This window comes from Tychonema sp. LEGE 07196 (genome assembly GCF_963890365.1).
Lineage (GTDB): Bacteria > Cyanobacteriota > Cyanobacteriia > Cyanobacteriales > Microcoleaceae > Microcoleus.
In genome coordinates, this window is the sequence record NZ_CAWPRX010000085.1 from 73,387 (window position 1) to 94,983 (window position 21,597).

At 45.6% G+C, this 21,597-nt stretch carries 11 protein-coding genes; 7 read left to right on the forward strand and 4 right to left on the reverse strand.

From position 1 onward, the window contains the following. Positions 1–103: 103 nt before the first annotated feature. The 3 genes from AACV78_RS10620 (at position 104) to AACV78_RS10630 (ending at position 10,241) form a co-directional block, all read left to right on the forward strand. On the forward strand, positions 104–5,587 hold the full coding sequence (locus AACV78_RS10620) for a trifunctional serine/threonine-protein kinase/ATP-binding protein/sensor histidine kinase (RefSeq protein ID WP_194011544.1): 5,484 nt from the start codon (positions 104–106) through the stop codon (positions 5,585–5,587). Positions 5,588–6,200: 613 nt separating this feature from the next. Next, entirely contained in the window at positions 6,201–8,948 is a 2,748-nt protein-coding gene (locus AACV78_RS10625; RefSeq protein WP_194011545.1) for a hybrid sensor histidine kinase/response regulator, read from the forward strand. 18 nt (positions 8,949–8,966) lie between these two features. Further along, complete coding sequence (locus AACV78_RS10630) at positions 8,967–10,241, forward strand: sensor histidine kinase (protein WP_194011546.1); 1,275 nt, start codon at positions 8,967–8,969, stop codon at positions 10,239–10,241. A gap of 388 nt (positions 10,242–10,629) precedes the next feature. On the opposite strand, the gene AACV78_RS10635 is transcribed toward AACV78_RS10630, so the two are convergent. Beyond that, complete coding sequence (locus AACV78_RS10635; RefSeq protein ID WP_194011547.1) at positions 10,630–12,195, reverse strand: sensor histidine kinase; 1,566 nt, start codon at positions 12,193–12,195, stop codon at positions 10,630–10,632. 282 nt (positions 12,196–12,477) lie between these two features. Between AACV78_RS10635 and AACV78_RS10640 the strand changes: the two genes are divergently transcribed. Beyond that, positions 12,478–13,881: a TldD/PmbA family protein gene (locus AACV78_RS10640; RefSeq protein ID WP_194011552.1), complete on the forward strand. Its 1,404-nt coding sequence runs from the start codon at positions 12,478–12,480 to the stop codon at positions 13,879–13,881. Positions 13,882–13,976: 95 nt separating this feature from the next. Here the strand turns inward: AACV78_RS10640 and patX are convergent, their stop codons facing one another. After that, positions 13,977–14,180 (reverse strand): heterocyst-inhibiting protein PatX, encoded by a 204-nt coding sequence (gene patX / locus AACV78_RS10645; protein ID WP_194011548.1) that lies wholly within the window; start codon positions 14,178–14,180, stop codon positions 13,977–13,979. A gap of 462 nt (positions 14,181–14,642) precedes the next feature. Then, complete coding sequence (gene coaE, locus AACV78_RS10650) at positions 14,643–15,272, reverse strand: dephospho-CoA kinase (protein ID WP_194011549.1); 630 nt, start codon at positions 15,270–15,272, stop codon at positions 14,643–14,645. Positions 15,273–15,300: 28 nt separating this feature from the next. On the opposite strand from coaE, the gene AACV78_RS10655 reads away from it, so the two are divergent. From AACV78_RS10655 to AACV78_RS10665, 3 genes are read left to right on the forward strand one after another with little or no spacing between them, the layout of a single operon-like run. Continuing rightward, positions 15,301–15,432, forward strand: a complete 132-nt coding sequence (locus AACV78_RS10655) for a hypothetical protein (protein WP_255512999.1) — start codon at positions 15,301–15,303, stop codon at positions 15,430–15,432. A 50-nt stretch (positions 15,433–15,482) separates the two neighbouring features. After that, positions 15,483–20,624, forward strand: a complete 5,142-nt coding sequence (locus AACV78_RS10660) for a CHAT domain-containing protein (RefSeq protein ID WP_194011550.1) — start codon at positions 15,483–15,485, stop codon at positions 20,622–20,624. After that, a complete protein-coding gene (locus AACV78_RS10665) occupies positions 20,618–20,800 on the forward strand; it encodes a hypothetical protein (protein ID WP_194011551.1) in 183 nt (60 codons plus the stop codon). The genes AACV78_RS10660 and AACV78_RS10665 overlap by 7 nt, the downstream gene beginning before the upstream one ends. Before the next feature lie 407 nt (positions 20,801–21,207). On the opposite strand, the gene AACV78_RS10670 is transcribed toward AACV78_RS10665, so the two are convergent. Beyond that, the coding region (locus AACV78_RS10670) for an RNA-guided endonuclease InsQ/TnpB family protein (protein ID WP_228042162.1) at positions 21,208–21,597 on the reverse strand (390 nt) is incomplete at its 5' end.

The window sequence follows — 21,597 nt, forward strand, 5'->3', positions numbered from 1 at the left end:
TGTGAAAATTCTTCTATTTTTGAGTATTTATACTATACTCCAATCTGATTTGCACTATTATAATAGTAACGGTAAATATTTTACCAAAAAAATAACTATCGCTATGATCGAACTAACAGGGTATCAAATTCTCGATCGCATTTATTCCGGCACTCGCACTCTAGTCGATCGCGGAACTCGCCTCCAGGACAAAAAAAAAGTCATCATCAAAGTCTTGCGGAACCAGTATCCCAGCTTCAGCGAACTGTTGCAATTTCGCAATCAGTATACCATTGCCAAAAACCTCAACTTGCCCGGAATCATCGACACCTACAGCTTAGAATCCTACCAAAACAGCTATGCGCTAGTAATGGAAGACTTCGGTGGAATTTCTCTGAAGAAATGGATGGAACAAGGGGAAACTGCGCCGACACTGATCGAGTTTTTGCAAGTGGCGATCGACATTAGCAATACATTAAATTTACTTTACTGCCACCGGATAATTCACAAAGATATTAAACCAGCCAATATTTTAATTAATCCCCAAACAAAACAAGTCAAACTCATTGACTTTAGCATCGCATCTTTGCTCCCGCGAGATACTCAAACTCTGATGAGTCCCAACTTATTGGAAGGCACATTAGGCTATTTGTCTCCCGAACAAACGGGCAGGATGAATCGCGGCGTTGACTACCGCACAGATTTTTATTCTTTGGGCGTTACTTTTTACGAATTGCTAGCAGGAGAGTTGCCGTTTCAATCTCACGATCCGATGGAATTGGTACACTCCCATCTTGCCAAACAACCGCCATCACTGTCTGAAATTAATCCAGAAATCCCGGCGGTACTCTCGGCAATTGTCAGCAAATTGATGGCGAAGAATGCTGAAGACCGCTATCAGAGCGCATTAGGATTAAAGCATGACCTAGAAAAATGTCTGTCTCAGTGGCAAAAAACAGGAAACATCGTTTTGTTTAAATTGGGAGAACGAGATCTGAGCGATCGCTTTACCATTCCTGAAAAATTATACGGTCGCCAAACGGAAGTAGAAACCCTACTCAAGGCCTTTGATCGCGTAGCGAACCCCCTTTCATCCCCCCTTACTAAGGGGGGACACAGGGGTGGCGAAATGATGCTAGTCGCCGGATTTTCAGGCATTGGAAAAACCGCCGTTGTTAACGAAGTCCACAAACCGATTGTCGGAGCGCGCGGCTATTTCATCAAAGGCAAATTCGACCAATTTAACCGCAATATTCCCTTCTCGGCTTTTGTGCAAGCATTTCGAGATTTAATGGGACAATTGCTGAGCGAAAGTGATGCTCAGTTGCAGGTTTGGAAAACGCAGATTCTGGAAGCTGTTGGGGAAAATGGACAAGTAATTATTGAAGTGATTCCCGAATTAGAACGGATTATTAGTCCTCAGCCGCCAGCGGTGGAACTGTCGGGAACATCTGCTCAGAATCGCTTCAACTTACTATTTCAAAAGTTTATCCAAGTTTTTACAACCCAAGAGCATCCTCTGGTAATATTTTTGGACGATTTGCAATGGGCCGATGCGGCATCTCTTAAGTTGCTGCAACTTTTGATGGTTGAATCTACAGCAGGCTACTTGTTAGTGATAGGTGCTTATCGGGATAACGAAGTGTTTGCAGCGCACCCGTTGATGCTGACTTTGGAAGCGATCGCCCAAAGCGACTCGATAGTTAATACAATTACGTTACAACCCCTGAGTCATGCCAGCCTGAATCAGTTGGTAGCGAATACGCTGAATTGCTCGACTGAATTAGCGCAACCACTCACGGATTTGGTATTTCAAAAAACCCAAGGTAATCCCTTTTTTGCCACCCAATTTCTGAAAGCTCTGCATCAAGATTGCCTCATTAACTTTGAGCCTCAATTAGGACATTGGCAATGCGATATCGCCAAAGTGCGATCGGCCGCATTGACCGATGATGTCGTGGAATTCATGGCGTTGCAGTTACAGAAACTACCAACAGCGACCCAAACTATCCTCCAACTAGCAGCTTGTATTGGCAACTCTTTTGATTTGTCTACTTTGGCGATCGTTTCAGAGCAAACAGAAGCCGAGGCTGCCACTCACCTATGGAAAGCCTTGCAACCAGGGCTGATTATACCCCAAAATGAAGTTTATAAGTTTTATTTGGGAACAGTTCAGACAACCGATACTACTCATGAATCAGTAATATATCGATTTTTACACGATCGGATTCAGCAAGCTGCCTATTCCCTGATTCCAGAATCACAAAAAAAAGCCACACATTTAAAAATTGGTCAGCTTTTGTTGACAAAAACACCTCAATCAACCCTGAAAGACCATATTTTTGATATTGTTAATCAGCTCAATATGGGTGTTGAAATAATAACAGATTCAGAGCAATTAAATCATCTCGTCTCACTAAATCTACTGGCAGGAAAAAAAGCCAAAGCTGCTACAGCCTATGCAGATGCTGCCAGATATTTAAATATTAGTTGGGCATTACTAGAATCTGATAGTTGGCAAAATCAGTACGATTTGACCCTGGCTGTTTGTCTTGAAACAGCAGAAGTAGAATATCTGAATGGTAACTTTGATCGGGTAGAAAAATTGGGTCAAATGATTTTATCCCAAGCTCTAAATTTACTCGATAGTCTCAAAATGTATGAGCTGCAAATTCAATCTTTTCAGTCACAAAGTATGATGATAAAAGCGATTGATACAGGTTTGGAAGCATTGCAAAAGTTGGGAATTAACATCGATGCCAGTATCGGCGATCGCGGGATGCCAGAATTACCACGATTTGAAGATTTAGACAAGATTCCAGAAATGACCGATCCGCAGCAACTCGCTACGTTGCGGATTCTCATGGCACTTTTTCCTTCCATTTATATTGCCAGATCCGAGATGGTTCGTCCCCTGATTTTAACGATAGTAAATTTTACCATTGAAGGTGGATATTCTGGATTATCCGCTTATGCTTATGTGCTCTATGGCACTATTCTCTCCGGATCGCCTGGAGGTATTGAGCAAGGATATCATGCTGGAAAATTAGCATTAAAGTTGTTAGAACAATTTCAAAATGCTGCACTTAAAGCCAGAATTTATAATTTATTTAATTGTACTATTCGATTGTGGAAAGAGCCAGCAAAAGCGACACTTAATGCTTTTATAGAAGGATGCCAAAGTGGTTTAGAAACTGGGGATTTGGAGTGGGCTAGTTATAACGCCATGCACTATTGTAAAAATCTATTTTTAACTGGAGAGAGACTAGAAATGGTTGAATCTAAACAAGCTCCTTACCTTGAATTGTTAATCAAAAATAAGCATGATTTTGCCTTGTATTACGCAAAAATATGGGCGCAATCTACCTTTAATTTACAAGGCAAATCGGCTGACAAGCTGCTATTGATTGGAGAGCATTTTGATGAAGTGTACTTCCTGCCACTTTGGCAAAATACGAACAATTATATGTCCTTATTTGCGCTAGGTGTTGCCAAAGCAAATATTTTATATTTATTTAAGGAATATGCGAGTGCTTTAGATTGTACTTTGCTGGCTGGCAAATACATACAAGCTGCGACCGGATTGATTGTGAGCAGTGTTTATAATTTTTATCACTCATTGATTCTGCTCGCCGTCTACCCTCAAGCTGAACCGAGCCAGCAGAAACAATATATGCTGGCGATCGAGAAGAATCAATTAAACCTCCGAGAATGGTCTGATTGTGCTCCGCAGAATTTTCTCCATAAGTATTTGTTGATTAAGGCAGAACAAGCACGAGTATTTGGGAATGTGCTTGAAGCAATAGAGTATTATGACCAAGCAATTCAAGGTGCAAAAGATACGGGATATCTTCAAGAAGAAGCCCTGGCTAACGAACTAGCGGCCGAGTTCTACCTCGGCTGGGGTAAAGAAAAATTTGCAGCAAGCTATCTACAAGAAGCCTACTATTGCTATTCCAATTGGGGAGCAAAATCAAAAATTGATGACTTAACAACACGCTATCCTCAGCTTTTGACTGCTATCTTGCAGAGGCCACAAAATCGATTAATCCTCAACGAAACCCTAATTTCAAACAGCAATCGCTCGTCTATTTCTCATCAAACTATCCCAAGCACTCATTCTAGCAGCAGTAGCATTTCTGAGTGTCTAGATTTTGCCAGCATCCTCAAAGCTTCCCAAGCTTTATCTCGTGAAATTCAACTGGAGCAATTGATTTCTACCTTAGTGAAAATCGTCATGGAAAATGCCGGAGCAGATAAATGCGATTTAATTTTACTAAAGGATGAGAATTTAGTTATAGAAGCCACGGCTGATTTAGGCGATCGAACGACAGATAATAATTTTTATGTAAGGCGAGAAATTCCTGTTCAATCAAGTAAAAACATCCCTCATTCTCTCATTAACTATGTCTCTCGCACTCAGGAAACTGTAGTCATTGATGATGCTGCTCAGAGTTATCTAGCCTCGAATGCTTATATTCAAAAGCAAAAGCCCAAAAGTTTATTGTGTACTCCGATCGTCAATAAAGGCAAATTAATTGGAATTCTTTATTTAGAAAATCGCTTAACCCAAGCGGTATTTACTCGCGATCGCCTGCAAGTGATCGAACTGCTGATGGCCCAAGCGGCGATCGCCTTAGAAAACGCTCAACTCTACAGCCAATTAGAGGATTATTCCTACACCCTAGAACAAAAGGTGGAAGAACGCACCCAGCAGTTACAAGAAAAAGCCACTCAACTCGAAGCCAGCCTCCAAAAACTTTACGCGACTCAATCCCAACTCATTCAAACAGAAAAAATGTCAAGTTTAGGACAGTTGGTTGCCGGAATTGCTCACGAAATCAACAATCCCGTTAACTTCATTCACGGCAATCTTAACCATGCCCATGAATATACTACATCTTTAATTGAGTTAATTGACTTATATCAAGAACTCTACCCACAAGCCCAACCAAAAATTCAAGCAAAAATCGACGAAATCGACCTAGAGTTTATCATTGAAGATTTACCGATGATCCTAGTTTCGATGACGACAGGAACCGAGCGCATTCGCCAAATAGTCGAATCTCTGCGGAACTTTTCTCGCCTTGATGAATCTGAAATTAAACCGATCGACATTCATTCAGGGATTGATAGCACTTTATTAATTTTGCAGCATCGACTCAAAGTTAGTGAAAAACATCAGGAAATCCAACTAATTAAAGACTACGGTCAAATTCCTTTAATCAACTGTTACGCATCGGCACTCAATCAGGTGTTTATGAATATTCTGAGTAATAGCATAGACGCTTTGCGACAACAGGAGAACGGAGCTAATTTTAAGAAAAATAAGAAAAAACTGACTCTGATGCTTCAGACTTCGGTCGATCGCGATCGCAATGCAGTGATTCGTATCGCAGACAATGGTATAGGGATAGAACCGTCGGCACTCAATAAGATATTTGAACCGTTTTTTACTACAAAACCTGTGGGGAAGGGTACGGGCTTAGGACTCTCAGTCAGCTATGCGATTATTGTCGAGAAGCATAGAGGAAAAATCGAGGTTAATTCAACGCTTGGAGAAGGAACAGAATTTACAATCGTCATTCCTCTTTACAAAAAAAGTTAGTAAATAATTTGGCGTTGCTGAGTTAGAATATGAACGGCTCAATATACAAAGCCCAAAATTATTATTTACAAAAATTCGGGATTTTTGTACGGTTACTTTTGAGTTCGTGTCCGGTCAATTGACCGATTTAATTCAGGTTCGCAGTGCGGACTTTAGTCCGCAGTCATCATTCGTATTCCTACTTTAGGGCTTGATGAATAAATTAGAAGCTATGACTGCCAAGGATTTCAAGATTTTTAAAGATAAAAAAGTGTAAGGTTATGACCTTTGTCGGCTCAAAATCCTTGGATTTCGGTGGAAAATTGTGGAGTAAATTTGGGAACCCATCTCCGAATCTCCCATTTTTCAAGCTGTTTGGCACCTAGATTCGATTTGTGGACTTTTTCAGTAAGCCCTAGATAAGACTAGGGTGAAAACCGCCTAAGAGTCAAACCTAGGCGTTAGCCCTGTTCTGGGTAGTTCTCTCCTAGTAAAAGTGTCACGAATCTGGAAATAGACGATCGCACAGGTTGGCTTGTGACCTAAATTACAGCGTTGCCATCAAAATCTGTATTAAAAAATATTAAATAGACTATATTTTTATCTAATTTAACTTTTGGGAAGGAATGCCGATATGTCCGCCGACGCAAAAACACATAACGATCGCGCCTTTATCCATCGTTTACCCCTACAAGCGTTACTCATAGTTCCGTTCGTGTTGCAAATCTTTGGCGCAGTGGGACTGACTGGCTATCTGTCGCTGCGAAATGGACAACGGGCGGTTAATGACGTAGCAACGCAGTTACGTAACGAAATTACGTTACGTGTTAATCAAAATTTACAAACTTATCTAAAAGCTCCACAGCAGGCAAACCAAATTAACCAAGATGCCATTAATGCTGGATGGCTCAAAACAACTTCCTTAAAAGACTGGCAGCGACACCTCTTCGCTCAAACTCAGGTATTTGATTCAATTGATTCCATTGGAATTCTCAACGAGGAACGAGAATTTATTACGGTATCTCGACACGAAGGCAATCGCCCCACTTTATTTATTTACGATCGATCGACTGATTTTGCATTTTCGACCTATAGCTTGGACGAAAAAGGCGATCGCATCACTTTGTTGAAGCGCACCGAAAATGTTGACTTCCGCCCTGAGCCTTGGTATCGGCAAGCTAAAAGCACAGATAAACCTTACTGGACGAATGTGATTAAACATAAAGATCAGCCAAAGCTGATCTTTCTGAATGTGCATCCTATATATAATCAAACTAAACAATTTCAAGGAATCCTGATCGCTAGACTAACCCTATCGACTGTCGGAGATTTTCTGCAAAAGCTCGATGTTGGTCAACAGGGGAGAATCTTCATCATTGAACGAACTGGTAAATTGCTTGCGACCTCAACTAATGAATCGCTGTTTCGCGATCGGCAAGGCAAACTAGAACGAGTTGCCGCAGCCGATAGCAATGACTTGCTTACAAAAACTGCCACCCAGTATTTAATTCGTAAATTTGGTAGTCTGAGTCAAATCAACTCCTCTCAAATCTTGGACTTCGATCTCAAAGGTGCTAGGCAGTTTGTGCAAGTTTCTCCATTTCAAGAAAAACCAGGGCTTGACTGGCTGACTGTGGTGGCAATCCCAGAATCAGAATTCATGGCACAAATCAATGCCAATACTCGTACTACCATCTTGCTGTGTATTGCCGCCTTACTATTAGCTATAACTTTAGGAATTTACACTTCTCGCTGGATTTCGCTTCCTATTTTCCGTTTTAGTCAAGCATCAAAAGCAATTGCCGAAGGCAACTTAGAACAAACAGTTCAACTCTCGAATGTCAGAGAGTTAAGAATATTAGCTCAATCATTTAATCGTATGTCTCAACAGTTGCGTGATTCATTTACAGCCCTTGAAAATACCAATCAAGAACTCGAATATCGAGTGGAAAAGCGCACAACTGAGTTACAAATGGCTAAGGAATCTGCCGATAACGCCAACCAAGCCAAAAGCGAATTTCTCGCCAACATGAGCCACGAACTCCGCACCCCCCTCAACGGCATTCTCGGCTATGCTCAGATCCTGCAACGCAGCGAATCCCTCACCTCCAAAGAGAATAACGGCGTTGACATCATTTACCAGTGCGGCTCCCACCTTCTCACCCTGATTAACGATATCCTTGACCTATCTAAAATCGAAGCCCGCAAATTAGAACTCTATCCCGCCTCATTCTACTTCCCTTCCTTTCTCCAAAGCGTTGTAGAAATCAACTCTATTCGGGCAGAACAAAAAGGAATTAGCTTCGACTTCCTTCCAGATGCCAACTTACCTATTGGAGTCATTGCCGATGAAAAGCGTTTGCGTCAGGTATTAGTTAACTTGTTGGGCAATGCCATTAAATTCACAGAACAGGGTAAAGTGACATTCAGAGTAGATATACTCGATATAATAGATGAGGGAAAGAAGACACATCTTCGCTTTACTATCGCAGATACCGGCGTAGGCATGACCCCCAAACAAGTCGAAAAAATATTCCTACCATTTGAACAGGTAGGTAATATCAATAAACAATCAGAAGGTACTGGATTAGGACTAGCAATTAGCCATAAAATTGTCTCCTTGATGGATAGTGAAATTCAGGTACAGAGCGTTGCAGGCGAAGGTAGCACCTTTTCCTTTGAGCTGAAATTGCCAGAAGCTAAGGATTGGGCGGAGTCTTTGTTGGTGGTGCAACAAGCGGCGATTGTCGGCTATGCAGGAGAACGGCGTAAAATTTTATTGATCGATGACCGCTGGGAAAATCGTTCGGTGTTGCTCAATCTTTTAGAACCGATTGGTTTTAAAATTATTGAAGCTAGCAACGGACTCGAAGGACTAGAACAAGTTTTACAGACAGCGCCAGATTTGATTATTACCGATTTGGCAATGCCCGTAATGGATGGGTTTGAATTTGTGAAGAAGTTGCGATCGCAACCAGAACTACAACATCACATCGTGCTGGTTTCTTCCGCCAGTGTCTTTGAGATCGATCGCCACAATAGTATTAAGGCAGGCGGCAATGATTTCTTGCCCAAACCCATCCAAGCTGAAACGTTGCTAGAACAAATACAAAAATATTTAAAGTTGGATTGGCTATACAAGGATCAAAAAGGCGATCGGCTAAATGAGTATGGTGTCGCTCAAGAAATTAAGCCACCGTCTCACGCCATCTTGACCCAACTTTCGGAACTGGCCAAAGTCGGCGATCTAGATGGAGTAATAGAAGTCGCCCAGCAAATCCCAGATGGGGATAATGTCGCTTTTGTCCGAGAAGTCATCCAGATTACTGAAGCGTTCGAGATCAAAAAACTGCGGGCATTTATTCAGCAATATCTCGCTTAATTAAAAGGAATATAAACTATGGTTGACTCAACCGATCCCTTTATTTTGATTGTAGATGACAATGCAACTAACTTGTCTGTCCTCTCCAAAACCTTAAAATCAGCAAATTACAAAGTTCGCATGGCAGTGGATGGCGAAGATGCCCTAGCTATGGTGTCTTATGCTCATCCAGAACTAATTTTACTCGATGTGCAAATGCCCAAAATGGATGGTTTTGAAGCCTGCCGCCGCCTCCAAGCAAACCCCGCCACTAAAGGTATCCCAGTAATTTTCATGACGGCTTTAACAGATACGGAGAATAAAATCGAAGGCTTGTCCTTGGGGGCGGTAGACTACATCACCAAACCTTTTGAAGCCCAAGAAGTATTAGCAAGGGTGAAAATTCACTGGCGCTTAAAGCAACTCACCGACACCTTAGAACAACGAGTGGCAGAACGTACTCATGACTTGCAGAATGCTCAATTGCAATTGGTGCAGCAAGAAAAACTCTCCACTCTGGGACAACTGGTGGCGGGGGTTGCCCACGAAATCAACAATCCCATTGCTTGTGTGATGGGTAATGTCAATGCTGTGGAAGATAGCATCAATGATTTATTTGGTTTAATTGATTTGTATCGCCGTCAATTTCCCCAACCAGGTGCAGAAATTACTGCGGAACTAGAGAAGATAGAGCTAGAATATTTGAGGGAAGATTTACCGAATTTAATCAGAGCCATGAAGGATGGAGGCGATCGCATTGTATCTATTAGTAAAAGCCTCTGCACTTTCTCCCGCGCCCACAGCAACCAAAAGCAGATTTTTAACCTCCATGAAGGGATCGATAGCACTATTCTAATTCTGCGCCATCGCCTCAAGGCAAATAATCTGCGTCCAGCCATTGAAGTGATTACTAACTACGGTGATGTGCCAGCGATTAATTGTTTTTCCGATCAATTAAATCAAGTGTTTATGAATATTATCGCTAACGCGATCGATGCTTTGGATGCAGGGTGCGTTGGACGAACCTTTGCGGAATTAGAAACCGAACCTAGGCGAATTATGATTTTTACTGAAATGTCGATCGACCTTTCAACCGTAGTAATTCGGATCGAAGATAACGGCCAGGGTATGTCGGATTCAGTAAAATTGCGGATATTTGACTACCTATTTACTACAAAAGAGGCTGGGAAAGGAACGGGATTGGGATTGGCGATCGCCCGTCAGATTGTGGAAGAAAAACATGGGGGTAAACTGAGTTGTATTTCGGCACTGGGAGAAGGAACTCAGTTTGTGATTGAGCTTTTCATTGAGTGAATATTATTGGTTATTGGTTATTGGTTATTGGTTATTGGTTATTGGTTATTTGTTATTTGTTAACCAATCACAAATAACAACTAACCAATGATATCCAATCCGGTAGCATCGGAATTAATATTACCTATATTCAGGACACGGCTTTGTTTTCTACCTATCATTTTGGTGCAACTGGAATTGAGCAATGAAAAATAAATAAGGTGACTAATAGAGCAATAGTTTACCTTGGATTAAGGCTTCTGGGGTTTAATTGGGCAAGTTATTTATTTTTCATTCCTGATATCATTAGTGCGAGCTTCTCACTCGCGACACGGATCGCGAGCGAGAAGCTCGTACTGACAATCCAAATATATAATTCCGATGCAACCGGAAATGATATGACTAATGACTATTGCAGCGGCAAAAATATGGTCATTACATCGCCTTTTTGCGGTCGCTGGCGTATTACTAATTTCCCGCCCGCTGCTCGAAATAAATTCTTAGTCACGCTCAAATTTAAACTCAAACTTCCAGTCTCCGGCTGCACCATCAACAAAGGCCCGATCGATCGCAAAGGAGCATTCGCTGAAGCTGCAAAAGTCGAGGTACTATTACCTTCAGGTAGGTGCTCAGATTCTAACTGCAACTTTAACTGATCGCCCGCCAAAGTCACTTCTACCTGAATGCGACTCCCCGAAGGCAAAGTTCGAGTAAAATTCTCAATCAAATTAGTTAAAACCTGATCCAACATTGTCGGATCGCTGACTACCGCCGGCAATTTTTGGGGTACAATAATTTCCAAAGTGTGGTTGCGCTGAATTGCTTGTTTTTGCCAGCGGGGAATGCTATTTTGCAGCACTTCACCGAGGGACATTGCTGTTAGCTGCATCCCAGAATTTTTAGCTTGCGACATTTCCAATTCCACGGCGCGGAAAATTAAACCGAAGCGGTCAATTTGAGCGGTACACTCAGCATCAATCATTTCCAAACGCTTCACCACCACCGGTTCGAGTTTGGGACGTTTAAGCAGCAGCCGAGTTAGGGTGCGAATGGTGGCCAAAGGAGTGCGGACTTCGTGGGCGATCGCCTGTAGCAATTCCACTTCTTTGGTAGCATGAGGCAGATGAGACTTACAATTGATATTTTCCCGCCCTTTGAAGCTATCATCAACTCTTTCATTTTTTCCCCTTGCCACATCGTCTTTTCCAAGGGGCAAATTATGCAGCAGCAAGCGGGTGAACTGCGCGACTGTTTGATAGTTTGGAGCTACAGGCAAAAACTGCTGGAATTGCGCGTCTAATTTCGTAGAATTATGAGTTAATTGGCTGACTGGCAAATTGATACCGCCGTCAGAATTGGCAAGCAAACAATCGCTTTCAGTCACCCTGCGCCGCAAAACTTCCCAAGCTTTGGCGGCGATTTGCGGGTCGAAAGAAAATAGAAAAGCCGGAATTCCCGCCGAATTTTCACCCAAAACCATTACCAGACTAAAAGTAGCAGTTAAAACCAAACAAAACTGCTCGTTTGCTAAAGGATCGCCGATCGCCAAAGCTAAAGCCGGGGCCGCCTCCGGTACAGATATTTGCTCCTCCGCCGCCGGTAGCAAAGCTAAAGTTTGTCTAGCACGAAAAGACCACAAACCTGCATCGTTGTCGGGAATACTGGTAAAAATCCAATTAGCAAAACCGGAAACGACAGCGGGCTCTGTCAAAACCGAAGACGGCCCGGACAAAACCAATCCCTGACAAGAATTGGAATTTGGGGAGAGACAGTGTTTTTGCCGATCGAGCATTTGATTCAAAGTTGCGATCGCCCCGTACCATTCGCGCTCAGCCTTCTGTCTAGCAGCCGCACGACTCCCAGGACACTTCGGGCGGCCGTTTTGGGCGATCGACCGGCGATCGGGACTGAGGTCATTTTCAGAGCCAGAGGAGGCTAAAATTTCGCTGATTGTTGGTAGAAAGTAAGTATTCACAGTAGTTATAAGCCCACCTTCACAGACGTGAAGAATGAAGTATTTATTTATAGGAATGTTTAGGAGCGAGAATTTAAGCAGCAGTAGGACGGAAACAACCAGCCTAATTTCTTGCGTCTTGCCCCTAACCCACAGGATATCTATATTTGTCAACTAACGATATTGGCAGAACCGTACCAATAAGTCGCAATCTCCGCGCAAGGAGTGGATATTTTGCACCAACAAGCCCGATCGCCCTAACAAAAGTGCAAAATGGATGCAGTCAAACACCCTGCTTTCCTTATGCCCACCTCGATCGCCGACTCAAAAAATCTGCTGTCAGACTTAATGGCACGCTACCGCAACCAAGTAGATTATCTAGCAATTCGACTCGAAGAAGCCGAAGGAACCGACATCCTGCTGCGGGGCGAAAAAATTGAAACCCTCAGCGAAGGAATCTCAATTGGAGGCCAAGTCAGAGCTTGTCACAAAGGCGGCTGGGGCTTTGCCAGTTTCAACCGACTTTCCACCCTCGCCGAAAGAATCGAAGAAGCCATCGCCGCGGCCAAACTGATCGGCGAAGAAGAAACAATTCTCGCGCCAGTAACGCCCGTACAGGACACTTGCTTCCTGCCGCTGACAGGAACAGACCCCCGTCTGGTGCCCTTAATTGACAAAAAGCAATTGTGCGATCGCTACGCCGCAATTCTCCGCAGCATAGACCCCCGCATCGCCACCATCTCCGTGCGCTACGGCGACAGCACCCAGCGCATCATCCTCGCCACCTCCGAAGGCACCATGCTCGAACAAGGTTGGGCAGACATGGAAATGCGCTTTGCCGCCACAGCCCGCAGCGGGGAAACCGTACAAACAGGCCGGGAAACCACCGGTTCCCGCAAAGCTTACGAAGATTTAATGGAACTTGAAACCCAAGTTCGCAGCGCCGCCCAGCGCGCCGTAGATTCCCTAGCCTTACCCCCCGTCCAAGGCAACACCTACACCGTCGTCATCGACCCAATTTTGACCGGATTGTTCGTCCACGAAGCCTTCGGACACCTTTCCGAAGCCGACATGGCCTACGAAAACCCCGATATTTTGGAAGTGATGACCCTCGGCCGCCAATTCGGCCCGAAAAACTTGCAAATTTTCGACGGTGCCGCGCCGGAGGGACACCGAGGCAGCTATTACTACGACGATGAAGGCACTCCGGCGACTACTACTCAGTTAATTAAAGACGGCGCATTAGTCGGGCGGCTGCACTCGCGGGAAACAGCGGGTAAGTTGGGAGAAAAGCCTACCGGTAACGCTCGCTGTTTGAATTATCATTATCCGCCGATCGTCCGCATGACTAATACTTGGATCGAAAGAGGCGATACGCCGGTGCCGGACTTATTTTCTGGGATCAAAGAAGGAGTTTATGCACGCAATTGGCAGGGCGGGATGACTAACGGCGAAATGTTTACTTTTGGCGCTGGGGAAGCTTGGATGATTCGCAATGGCGAATTGGCCGAACCTGTGCGGGATGTGACTCTTTCGGGTAATGTTTTCAGCACTTTAGCCGATATTGAGGCGATCGGCGACGATTTTTACTGGGATGAATCCGGCGGCTGCGGCAAAGGAGGACAAAGCGGTTTACCCGTGGGCTGCGGCGGCCCGAGTTTGCGGATTCGCGATGTGGTTGTGGGCGGCGAAGCTGCCCCAGAGTAAAGCATCAAAATAAAAAATCAAGGTAAAGCCGAAGATTCCTACCCGCGCTTTACCTTAATTTTTTTTTGGGGCAAAAACATTCTTTTTTTGACGGTTTATCTGCCGCTGCCCCGTTCGGGCAAGGTATCTTTGTCGGTATCTGCATGAAAGCTTTGAGTGTCGAATCGAGGGGTGATAATTTCCGAAGCAGAGCTGTCTTGAGATAAAAAGGTCGATCGAGCTTCTAAGCTTTGAGCGTTAACTGCAGTGGCGCTCAGTAACAGGCTTGACATCATAATGGAAGAGTAAACGCGCATCATAAAATTGGGTGTTTGTATTTTCCATTTCTTGATACGCAGCTTGTACTCTGATATCAGGTAAAAAAATCAAATTGTGGCGAGATTATCAGTTCGTAATTGACAGCACCTGGGATTGTTTTGAGTTTTCGTCAAAAGGGGGTAAAACCCCTCATTCAACTCGCTGATGCGCTCGTAAGTTCGAGTTTTCGTCCAATTGCTCGATCGCAAAATTATTCAACGTTTGGTTTTTTTTAAATCCTCTTGAAACAAGCAAACAAACACCGCAAATTGTAACTTTTTGCGAATCTTCAGATTAAGTTCATAATTTATTGATAAAGAATTTTTCGGCAACAATGGGTCACGATTAATAACCGGTAAAGCTGATTGCATAAATTTTTGATCGCGAAACCGCAGATATCAGGCAGATAAATACAGATAAACGCAGATAAATTTATTTTGTAGCAGATGCCTAAATCTCAAATATCAAATCTTTAATCGACTCAGTTGTTTGTCTACCTGCACGAACAGCGAGTCGAGGGTTGAGGAGTTATCCAAAACAACATCGGCTTGTTGGCACTTTTGAGCTAGCGGCATCTGAGCGCGAATCCGGGCATTCGCCCGATCGCAATTCAAGCCATCTCGCTGCATTAACCGTTCTAACTGCACTTCGGGCGAACAGTACACCACCCAAATTTCGGTACACAAATCTGTCATGTTAGCTTCAAACAACAGCGGCACTGCCAAAACTACTGTCAATGTATTTGGTGATACCGGATTATGTGAAGCAATGCAGTTTTGAGTTGCTTCCACAAATCGGCGGCGTACATAAGGGTGAATCTGTTGTTCCAACCACTGCCGTTCGGCTGCGTTACAAAAAATAATATTTCCTAACTCTGGCCGATTTAAATTGCCGTCGGAAAACAAAATACTAGCGCCGTATCGTTCTACAATAGAGTCAAGTATTGGCGAACCGGGTTGCACGGCTTCGCGGGCATAAATATCGGCATCTAAAATCGGAAATCCACAGGCATCTGCCAGATAATTAGATATAGCGGTTTTTCCGGTGGCGATGCCCCCTGTCAAACCGATCGCGCGGACAACTCGATCGCTCATAATTTTCTCTTTGTTTAAACAAAACTGTGTGTTTCGACACTTGGTCTATGTGTTTGCTATGTTGGTGACACAATCAAAATTAGACTTAAATTTAGAAATTTGCGATCGAGAGCTAGCGTTAGGAAGTGTCAGCATTGGGGTGCGATCGACTCTTTATTAGCTAAAATCTCCATTTTTAACTCGAATTTAAGTCTAGATCGAGGCAAACCTATGAATGCTCAACGTGCTGTGCGATCGATTCTGGCAGCAATTCCCCTTGCTGGATTTTTGATATTAGATTTTTTGCCTAACCTGGTTTTCCTCAAAGAAAACAGCAGGGGATGGACGATTGTAGCAATTTATCCCCAATCTCAAATTGCTGCTGCAGAGTCGATCGTTCCAGCAGCAGAGGGCACCGGCACCGCCATCACCGCAAAACCGGGCGCTCGCTACGACATTACAGGCGGCACAGCCTCGCGAGACGGAGCAAATCTGTTCCACAGTTTTACTCGATTCGGTTTGAATTCTGGCGAGACAGCCAATTTTATCTCCAATCCAACCATTAAAAATATCCTCGGCCGCGTTGTCGGCGGCGACGCTTCGTTAATTAACGGTTTAATTCAAGTTAGCGGCGGCAATTCTAACTTGTACCTGATGAACCCCGCAGGGATTATTTTCGGAACCAATGCCCGACTCGACGTGTCCGGGTCTTTTTTTGCTACCACCGCTAGCGGTATCGGTTTTGACAGCGGCTGGTTCAACGGCACCGGGGCGAACGACTACGCGGCCCTCGTCGGAGAGCCTAATACTTTTGCTTTTGGCGCGCAGTCGGGGAGTATTGTCAATGCCGGCGATTTGGCTGTCGGAAGCAGGCAAAATTTGACTTTGCTGGGCGGTACTGTCATCAGTACCGGGAAACTTTCAGCCCCCGGCGGTCAAATTACTGTGGCGGCCGTCCCTGGCGAAAATCGCGTGCGGTTGAGTCAAAACGGGCTTTTGCTGAGTTTAGAATTTACTCCGGGTGCGGGAGTGTCGGGTGCGAAAACTTTGCCTTTTTCTCCCCTGAGTTTGCCTCGACTGCTTTCGGGGCAAGGTGTTGCTGAGGCTACGGGTATAACTGTGAACGATCGCGGTGAAGTCGTGCTGACGGGCGGCCAAACAGTGCCTGCAATGGCTGGAACTGCGCTGGTATCGGGTGCTGCGGACGTGTCTGCGGGGGGGGGCGCGGGAGGCAGTATCAGCGTGTTGGGCGACAAGGTAGGGCTATTGGGAGCGAAGATTGATGCTTCGGGGGCCGACGGCGGCGGAACGGTACGGATCGGGGGAGATTACCGGGGCGAGGGAACTGTGCCGAATGCGACGATGACTTATGTGGATGGCAAAAGTTCGATCGCCGCCAACGCCACAGACTCCGGTAACGGCGGCAGAGTTTTTGTCTGGGCGGACAACACTGCAGCATTTTTGGGCAGCATCAGCGCGACGGGCGTTTCTGCAACTGGCGGCAGCGGCGGTACCGGCGGGTTTGTGGAAGTTTCGGGCAAGCAAAGATTGATTTTTGACGGTAAAGTCGATACTTCCGGCACAAATGGTTTGGGGACTTTGCTGCTAGATCCGGAGAATATTTTAATTACAGATTCCGAAGCAGCGGCGGGTGATGCGGAAATTATTGCTAACAATAATATTTTGGCAGGAACTCCACCGGGACAGTTAAATAATTCCGATGCTTCGCTGACAATTTCTACCAGAGCTTTGGAAAGTCTGTCGGGGACGGCAAATGTGGTTCTGGAAGCGCTCAACGATATTAAAATTGCTGATTTGGCGGACGGTAAGTTGAGCTTTGCGGCCACTACTGGTTCGGTGACATTCACGGCAGATGCCGATCGCAGCGGTGCGGGTGCTTTTTCGATGAATCCTAGAGATACAATTAGCACGGCTGGCGGTGCGATCGCCCTGGAGGGAAGTCAAATTACGGCGGGCAATTTGTCGAGCAACGGCGGAAATATTAGTTTAACAAGTCCGGGAACAACGGTTGCTAACAATATTTCGGCATCTAATTCTAGCAGCGGTACTAGCGGAAATATTTTGCTGGAAGGCCAGAATGTCACAGTCCAAAAAGTTGATGCTAGCGGCTCTAAATCTGCGGCAAATGTAACTTTGACGGCTAGGAACGTTCTGGGAGTGAGCTTCGTCGCAGGGGGTTCGGGAAATATTACTTTGACTGGTAATGAAATTAATTTGACTGGTGGCAATAATTCGATCGGCGGTACTGGCTTTTTGGTAATGCAGCCTTGGAATCCCGGTCAAAATATTGCGATCGGCGGTTCTGGAGATGTCGGTACTAATATTTATTTGAATCTGACAGCAAAGGACCTCGGAAGTTTGGAAAACGGGTTTGCTGGAATTACGATCGGTCGCAGCAACGGTATCGGTGCGATTTTGATTGCTAACGATTTCACATTTTATGACCCGCTAATTATTCAATCGCCGGCGGGTTTGGGAACAATTGCTACTACAAATTCTTTGACTGGGGCTGACGATGCCTCAATTACTCTGAAAGCTGACGGCAATATTCGCATCGGAAATATCACTACCAACAATCAAGAAATTCGCATCGCCAGCACGACGGGGAATGTGACAACCGGTCAGCTACGCACGGGAACTCCCCCCAGCATCAGCACTTCTGTCAATTCTTCCAAGCTGCCGCGCACGTCGGCTGGTGATGTGAGCGTTACGGCAGAGGGTACGGTGACTGCAGGCTCGATCGACACTAAGGGCGATATAGGGGGTAACGTGACGCTGACGGGCGCTGCGGGAGTGACAGCAGGGGCGATCGAAGCTGGCGGTTCCCAAACAGGGGGAAATATTACTCTGACAGGTAATGAAATTGATTTGACGGGCGGTAAGAATTCGATCGCCAGCAACGGCAATTTGGTGCTGCAACCGTCCGATCCGGCTCAGAATATTACTATTGCCGGTGCTGCTGAGACTGAGGCTTTGGACTTGACTGCTGCAAAATTGAACTCGCTGCGGAACGGGTTTACTTCCGTAGCGATCGGCCGTGCTGACGGTAGCGGCACGATCACTATTGTTCCGCCCACAACAGCACCAAATTCAACAAATTCTACACCAGTCCCGGCGGTGACATTTCAAGACTCGACGACGATCCGATCGCCTTTTGGCACCGGCGCGATCGCGGGAACGGGTGCGATCGCCGGTACTGATAACGCCACAATTTCTCTGATCGCAGGTACTGTCGCTGTCGGAGACGTTACCTCGAATGGGGGGATTAATATCACTAGCAGTCAGGGTAGCTTAACTGCTGGTGTTGTTTCATCTCGATCGGCGAACGGGGCGGGGGGCGATATCAACATCCGCAGCGCCGGTGGGGTAGCAGCGGGCAATGTCAATGCTTTCGGTGCCAAAAACGGCGGCAATATCTCGATCGCCGCACCCGGCCAGATCGTGACGGGGGCACTCAATTCGAGTTCGGAGTCGGGAAGTGCCGGCTCGATCGAGATTAACGGGCTCAAAGATGTTGAAGTTGCTTCGATCAAAGCTCGCGGCAATACCGGCGGCGATGTTGCAATCGATGCGGGAGGAGTGTTTCGGGCGGCGGGAACTGGAACGACTGCCGATCGCCCATCGAGCGTTAGCATTTCTACAGACGGGCAGGTGCGATCGGGTTCGCTGACGTTGTTGCAAAGTGCTTGCCGCTCAGGAAACTGCAAGACGACGACTGTGGCGGCGGGAAACTCGAAGCCGACGACTGGGGAATTGTCAACTGGGACACCGCTGGCGATCGTGCCGAGTCCGGCAGAAACTACCACTGTGGAACTGAAAACTACAGGCACTTCTCAACAAATTGTCGTTCAGCCCCCCTCCGCGTCTGGGCCCAAGAGCAGTACCGCAAATGTCTCGCCAGAACCTGCTGCTGGGTCTATTGAGGTGCTGCCGAACGAAACTGACTCCCCCTCCTCATCCTCTCCTGTACTGCTGTCGTCGCGGGTGTTAAATGCCGATGGGGCCGCGCCTGCGGCAACAGGAAACGGCAGCGCGGCGACAGCACAGAAGCCCGCGAGTGGTGGAAATATAGAAAGTATCGGAAATGTGAGGGTTCCTGAGATTTCTCGATCGAGTGCGATGCAAATAAGTCCGATCGATGCTGTGCAGCAAAGGGATAGAATTCAGGGCCAGGAATTTGAGCGTTATTTTGGTGGCAATATCGCTCAAAAGTCGGTCACGCCGCAAAGTATCCGAGAGACTCTCAGCAGTGTCGATCGCTTGACAGGGGTTAAGCCGGCGATTGTTTATGTGTGGGCGCAACAGGGATATTTAGAACTTATGTTATTTTTGCCCGATGGCAAAAGTGTTTTTAAAACCGTGTCTGTAAGCCGCGAGACTGTGTTGGAAGTTGCCAAAGAATTCACTAATGCTGTGAGAACTCCTCGGAGATTGAATACTGCTGATTATAAGGCACCAGCCCAGGAACTTTATCAGTGGTTAATTGCACCGCTGCAACCGGAATTGGAGGCTAACAAAATTGACACTTTGGTGTTTTCGATGGATGCCGGTTTGCGAACTTTGCCTTTGGCTGCTCTTTTTGACGGCAAACAGTTTTTGGTAGAAAAGTACAGTTTGGGGCTGATTCCCAGTTTGAGTTTGACTGATACTCGTTATGCCGATGTTAGGGGTTCGGAAGTTTTGGCGATGGGTGCGTCGAAATTTCCGGCCAAATACGATCAAAATCCTCTGCCGGCTGTGCCGTTGGAAATATCGACAATTGTGGGCAAGATTTGGCCTGGTTCGTCTTTTCTGAATGAAGCTTTTACTCTGGCAAATTTGAAGGAAAAGCGCAATAAACCGCAATACAAAATTATTCATTTAGCGACTCACGGCGATTTTCAGCCCGGGGGGGCAGAAAATTCTTACATTCAGTTTTGGGATACTAAGTTGCGGTTGAATCAGTTGAATCAGTTGAAGTTATCGAACCCGCAGGTGGAGTTGTTGGTTTTGAGTGCGTGTACTACGGCGGTGGGTGACGAACAGGCTGAGTTGGGGTTTGCGGGGTTGGCGGTGCACGCTGGGGTAAAATCGGCTCTGGCGAGTTTGTGGTATGTGTCAGATGCGGGTACTTTGGGGCTGATGACTGAGTTTTACCAGCAGTTGCGTACTGCGCCGATTAAGGCTGAGGCTTTGCGTCAAGCGCAGTTGGCGATGCTGCGGGGAGAAGTGCGCCTGCAGGATGGTTATTTGGTGCGATCGGGCAACAATCAAGCTCTGCCTTTGCCGCCGGAGTTGGCCGCCAGGGGCGATCGTAATTTGTCGCATCCCTATTATTGGGCTGCTTTTACCATGATCGGTTCGCCTTGGTAATCGCGAAGGAAGAGGGAAGAAGGAAGAAGGAAGAAGGAAGTTCGGCAACGAGCAATGTACGGGATGTAACGGATGTAAGTCCGTCGGAAGAGGGAAGAGGGAAGAGGGAAGAAAGGAAAATGGTGCGATCGCGCAAACTGACTAATGATACCAATTTCAGTTGCACTCATACATGATGTTAACAGTCAACAGTTAACAGTTAACAGTCAACAGTCAACAGTGAATTTACTATTCCGATTAAGAGAGGATTTGATATGACTAATGATATCAAATCCGCTCGCACTATCAATGATTAAAATATATAATTCCGATGCTATCTGAGGAGTCTGCAGGCAACAGTTAGAGCGAAAAAATCCGCGCGTTTAAGGTGTAAATTATAATACAAATATAATTTGTAACTGATTAATAGCAAACGGGGCGGTGTCCTATTTTGCCGTTATGATGTGGTGCGAAAGTTTGTTGACACTCACTCGGCCTGAAGGCACGAGGATTCTTGAAGAATTTATACTTCAATATCCCTATTTCTAGGGTTCCCAAACTCCCCACGTTTGCTCAATCGAGCGTGAGGATATCTTTTGGGCGTTTAGGCACTAATGCCAGGTTTCGCGGAGTCCCCGCGTACCAAATTCAAAGCCCGAAAGCGAATAGTTTTTGCAGCACCAATATCAGCGTGTTCGTGATACCCGCATTCGGTACAAATGAACTTTTCGCCATCTCGATTATACTTGTCTTTATGACCGCAATTCCGGCATTCTTGGCTGGAGTATTTGGGATTAACTTTGATTACAACCTTTCCTTGCTTTGCAGCGAGATACTCGATATTCAGAATTAATTCGCCCCAGCTAGCATCGGAGATAGAGCGGTTTAGACCTTTTTTCCTTGACTGTCCATTCTTAAGAAATCCACCTGTTTTCTCATCAACTTTTACTCGACATCGACGCATCATACCGGAGATATTTAAGTCCTCCAAAGC

Bases quoted from the DNA above. Each gene is read 5' to 3' on its own strand.
- AACV78_RS10630 (WP_194011546.1), top strand. From the start codon at position 8,967: ATGGTTGACTCAACCGATCCCTTTATTTTGATTGTAGATGACAATGCA.
- AACV78_RS10660 (WP_194011550.1), top strand. From the start codon at position 15,483: ATGAATGCTCAACGTGCTGTGCGATCGATTCTGGCAGCAATTCCCCTT.
- AACV78_RS10625 (WP_194011545.1), top strand. From the start codon at position 6,201: ATGTCCGCCGACGCAAAAACACATAACGATCGCGCCTTTATCCATCGT.
- coaE (WP_194011549.1), bottom strand. From the start codon at position 15,272: ATGAGCGATCGAGTTGTCCGCGCGATCGGTTTGACAGGGGGCATCGCC.
- AACV78_RS10640 (WP_194011552.1), top strand. From the start codon at position 12,478: ATGCCCACCTCGATCGCCGACTCAAAAAATCTGCTGTCAGACTTAATG.
- patX (WP_194011548.1), bottom strand. From the start codon at position 14,180: ATGATGCGCGTTTACTCTTCCATTATGATGTCAAGCCTGTTACTGAGC.
- AACV78_RS10620 (WP_194011544.1), top strand. From the start codon at position 104: ATGATCGAACTAACAGGGTATCAAATTCTCGATCGCATTTATTCCGGC.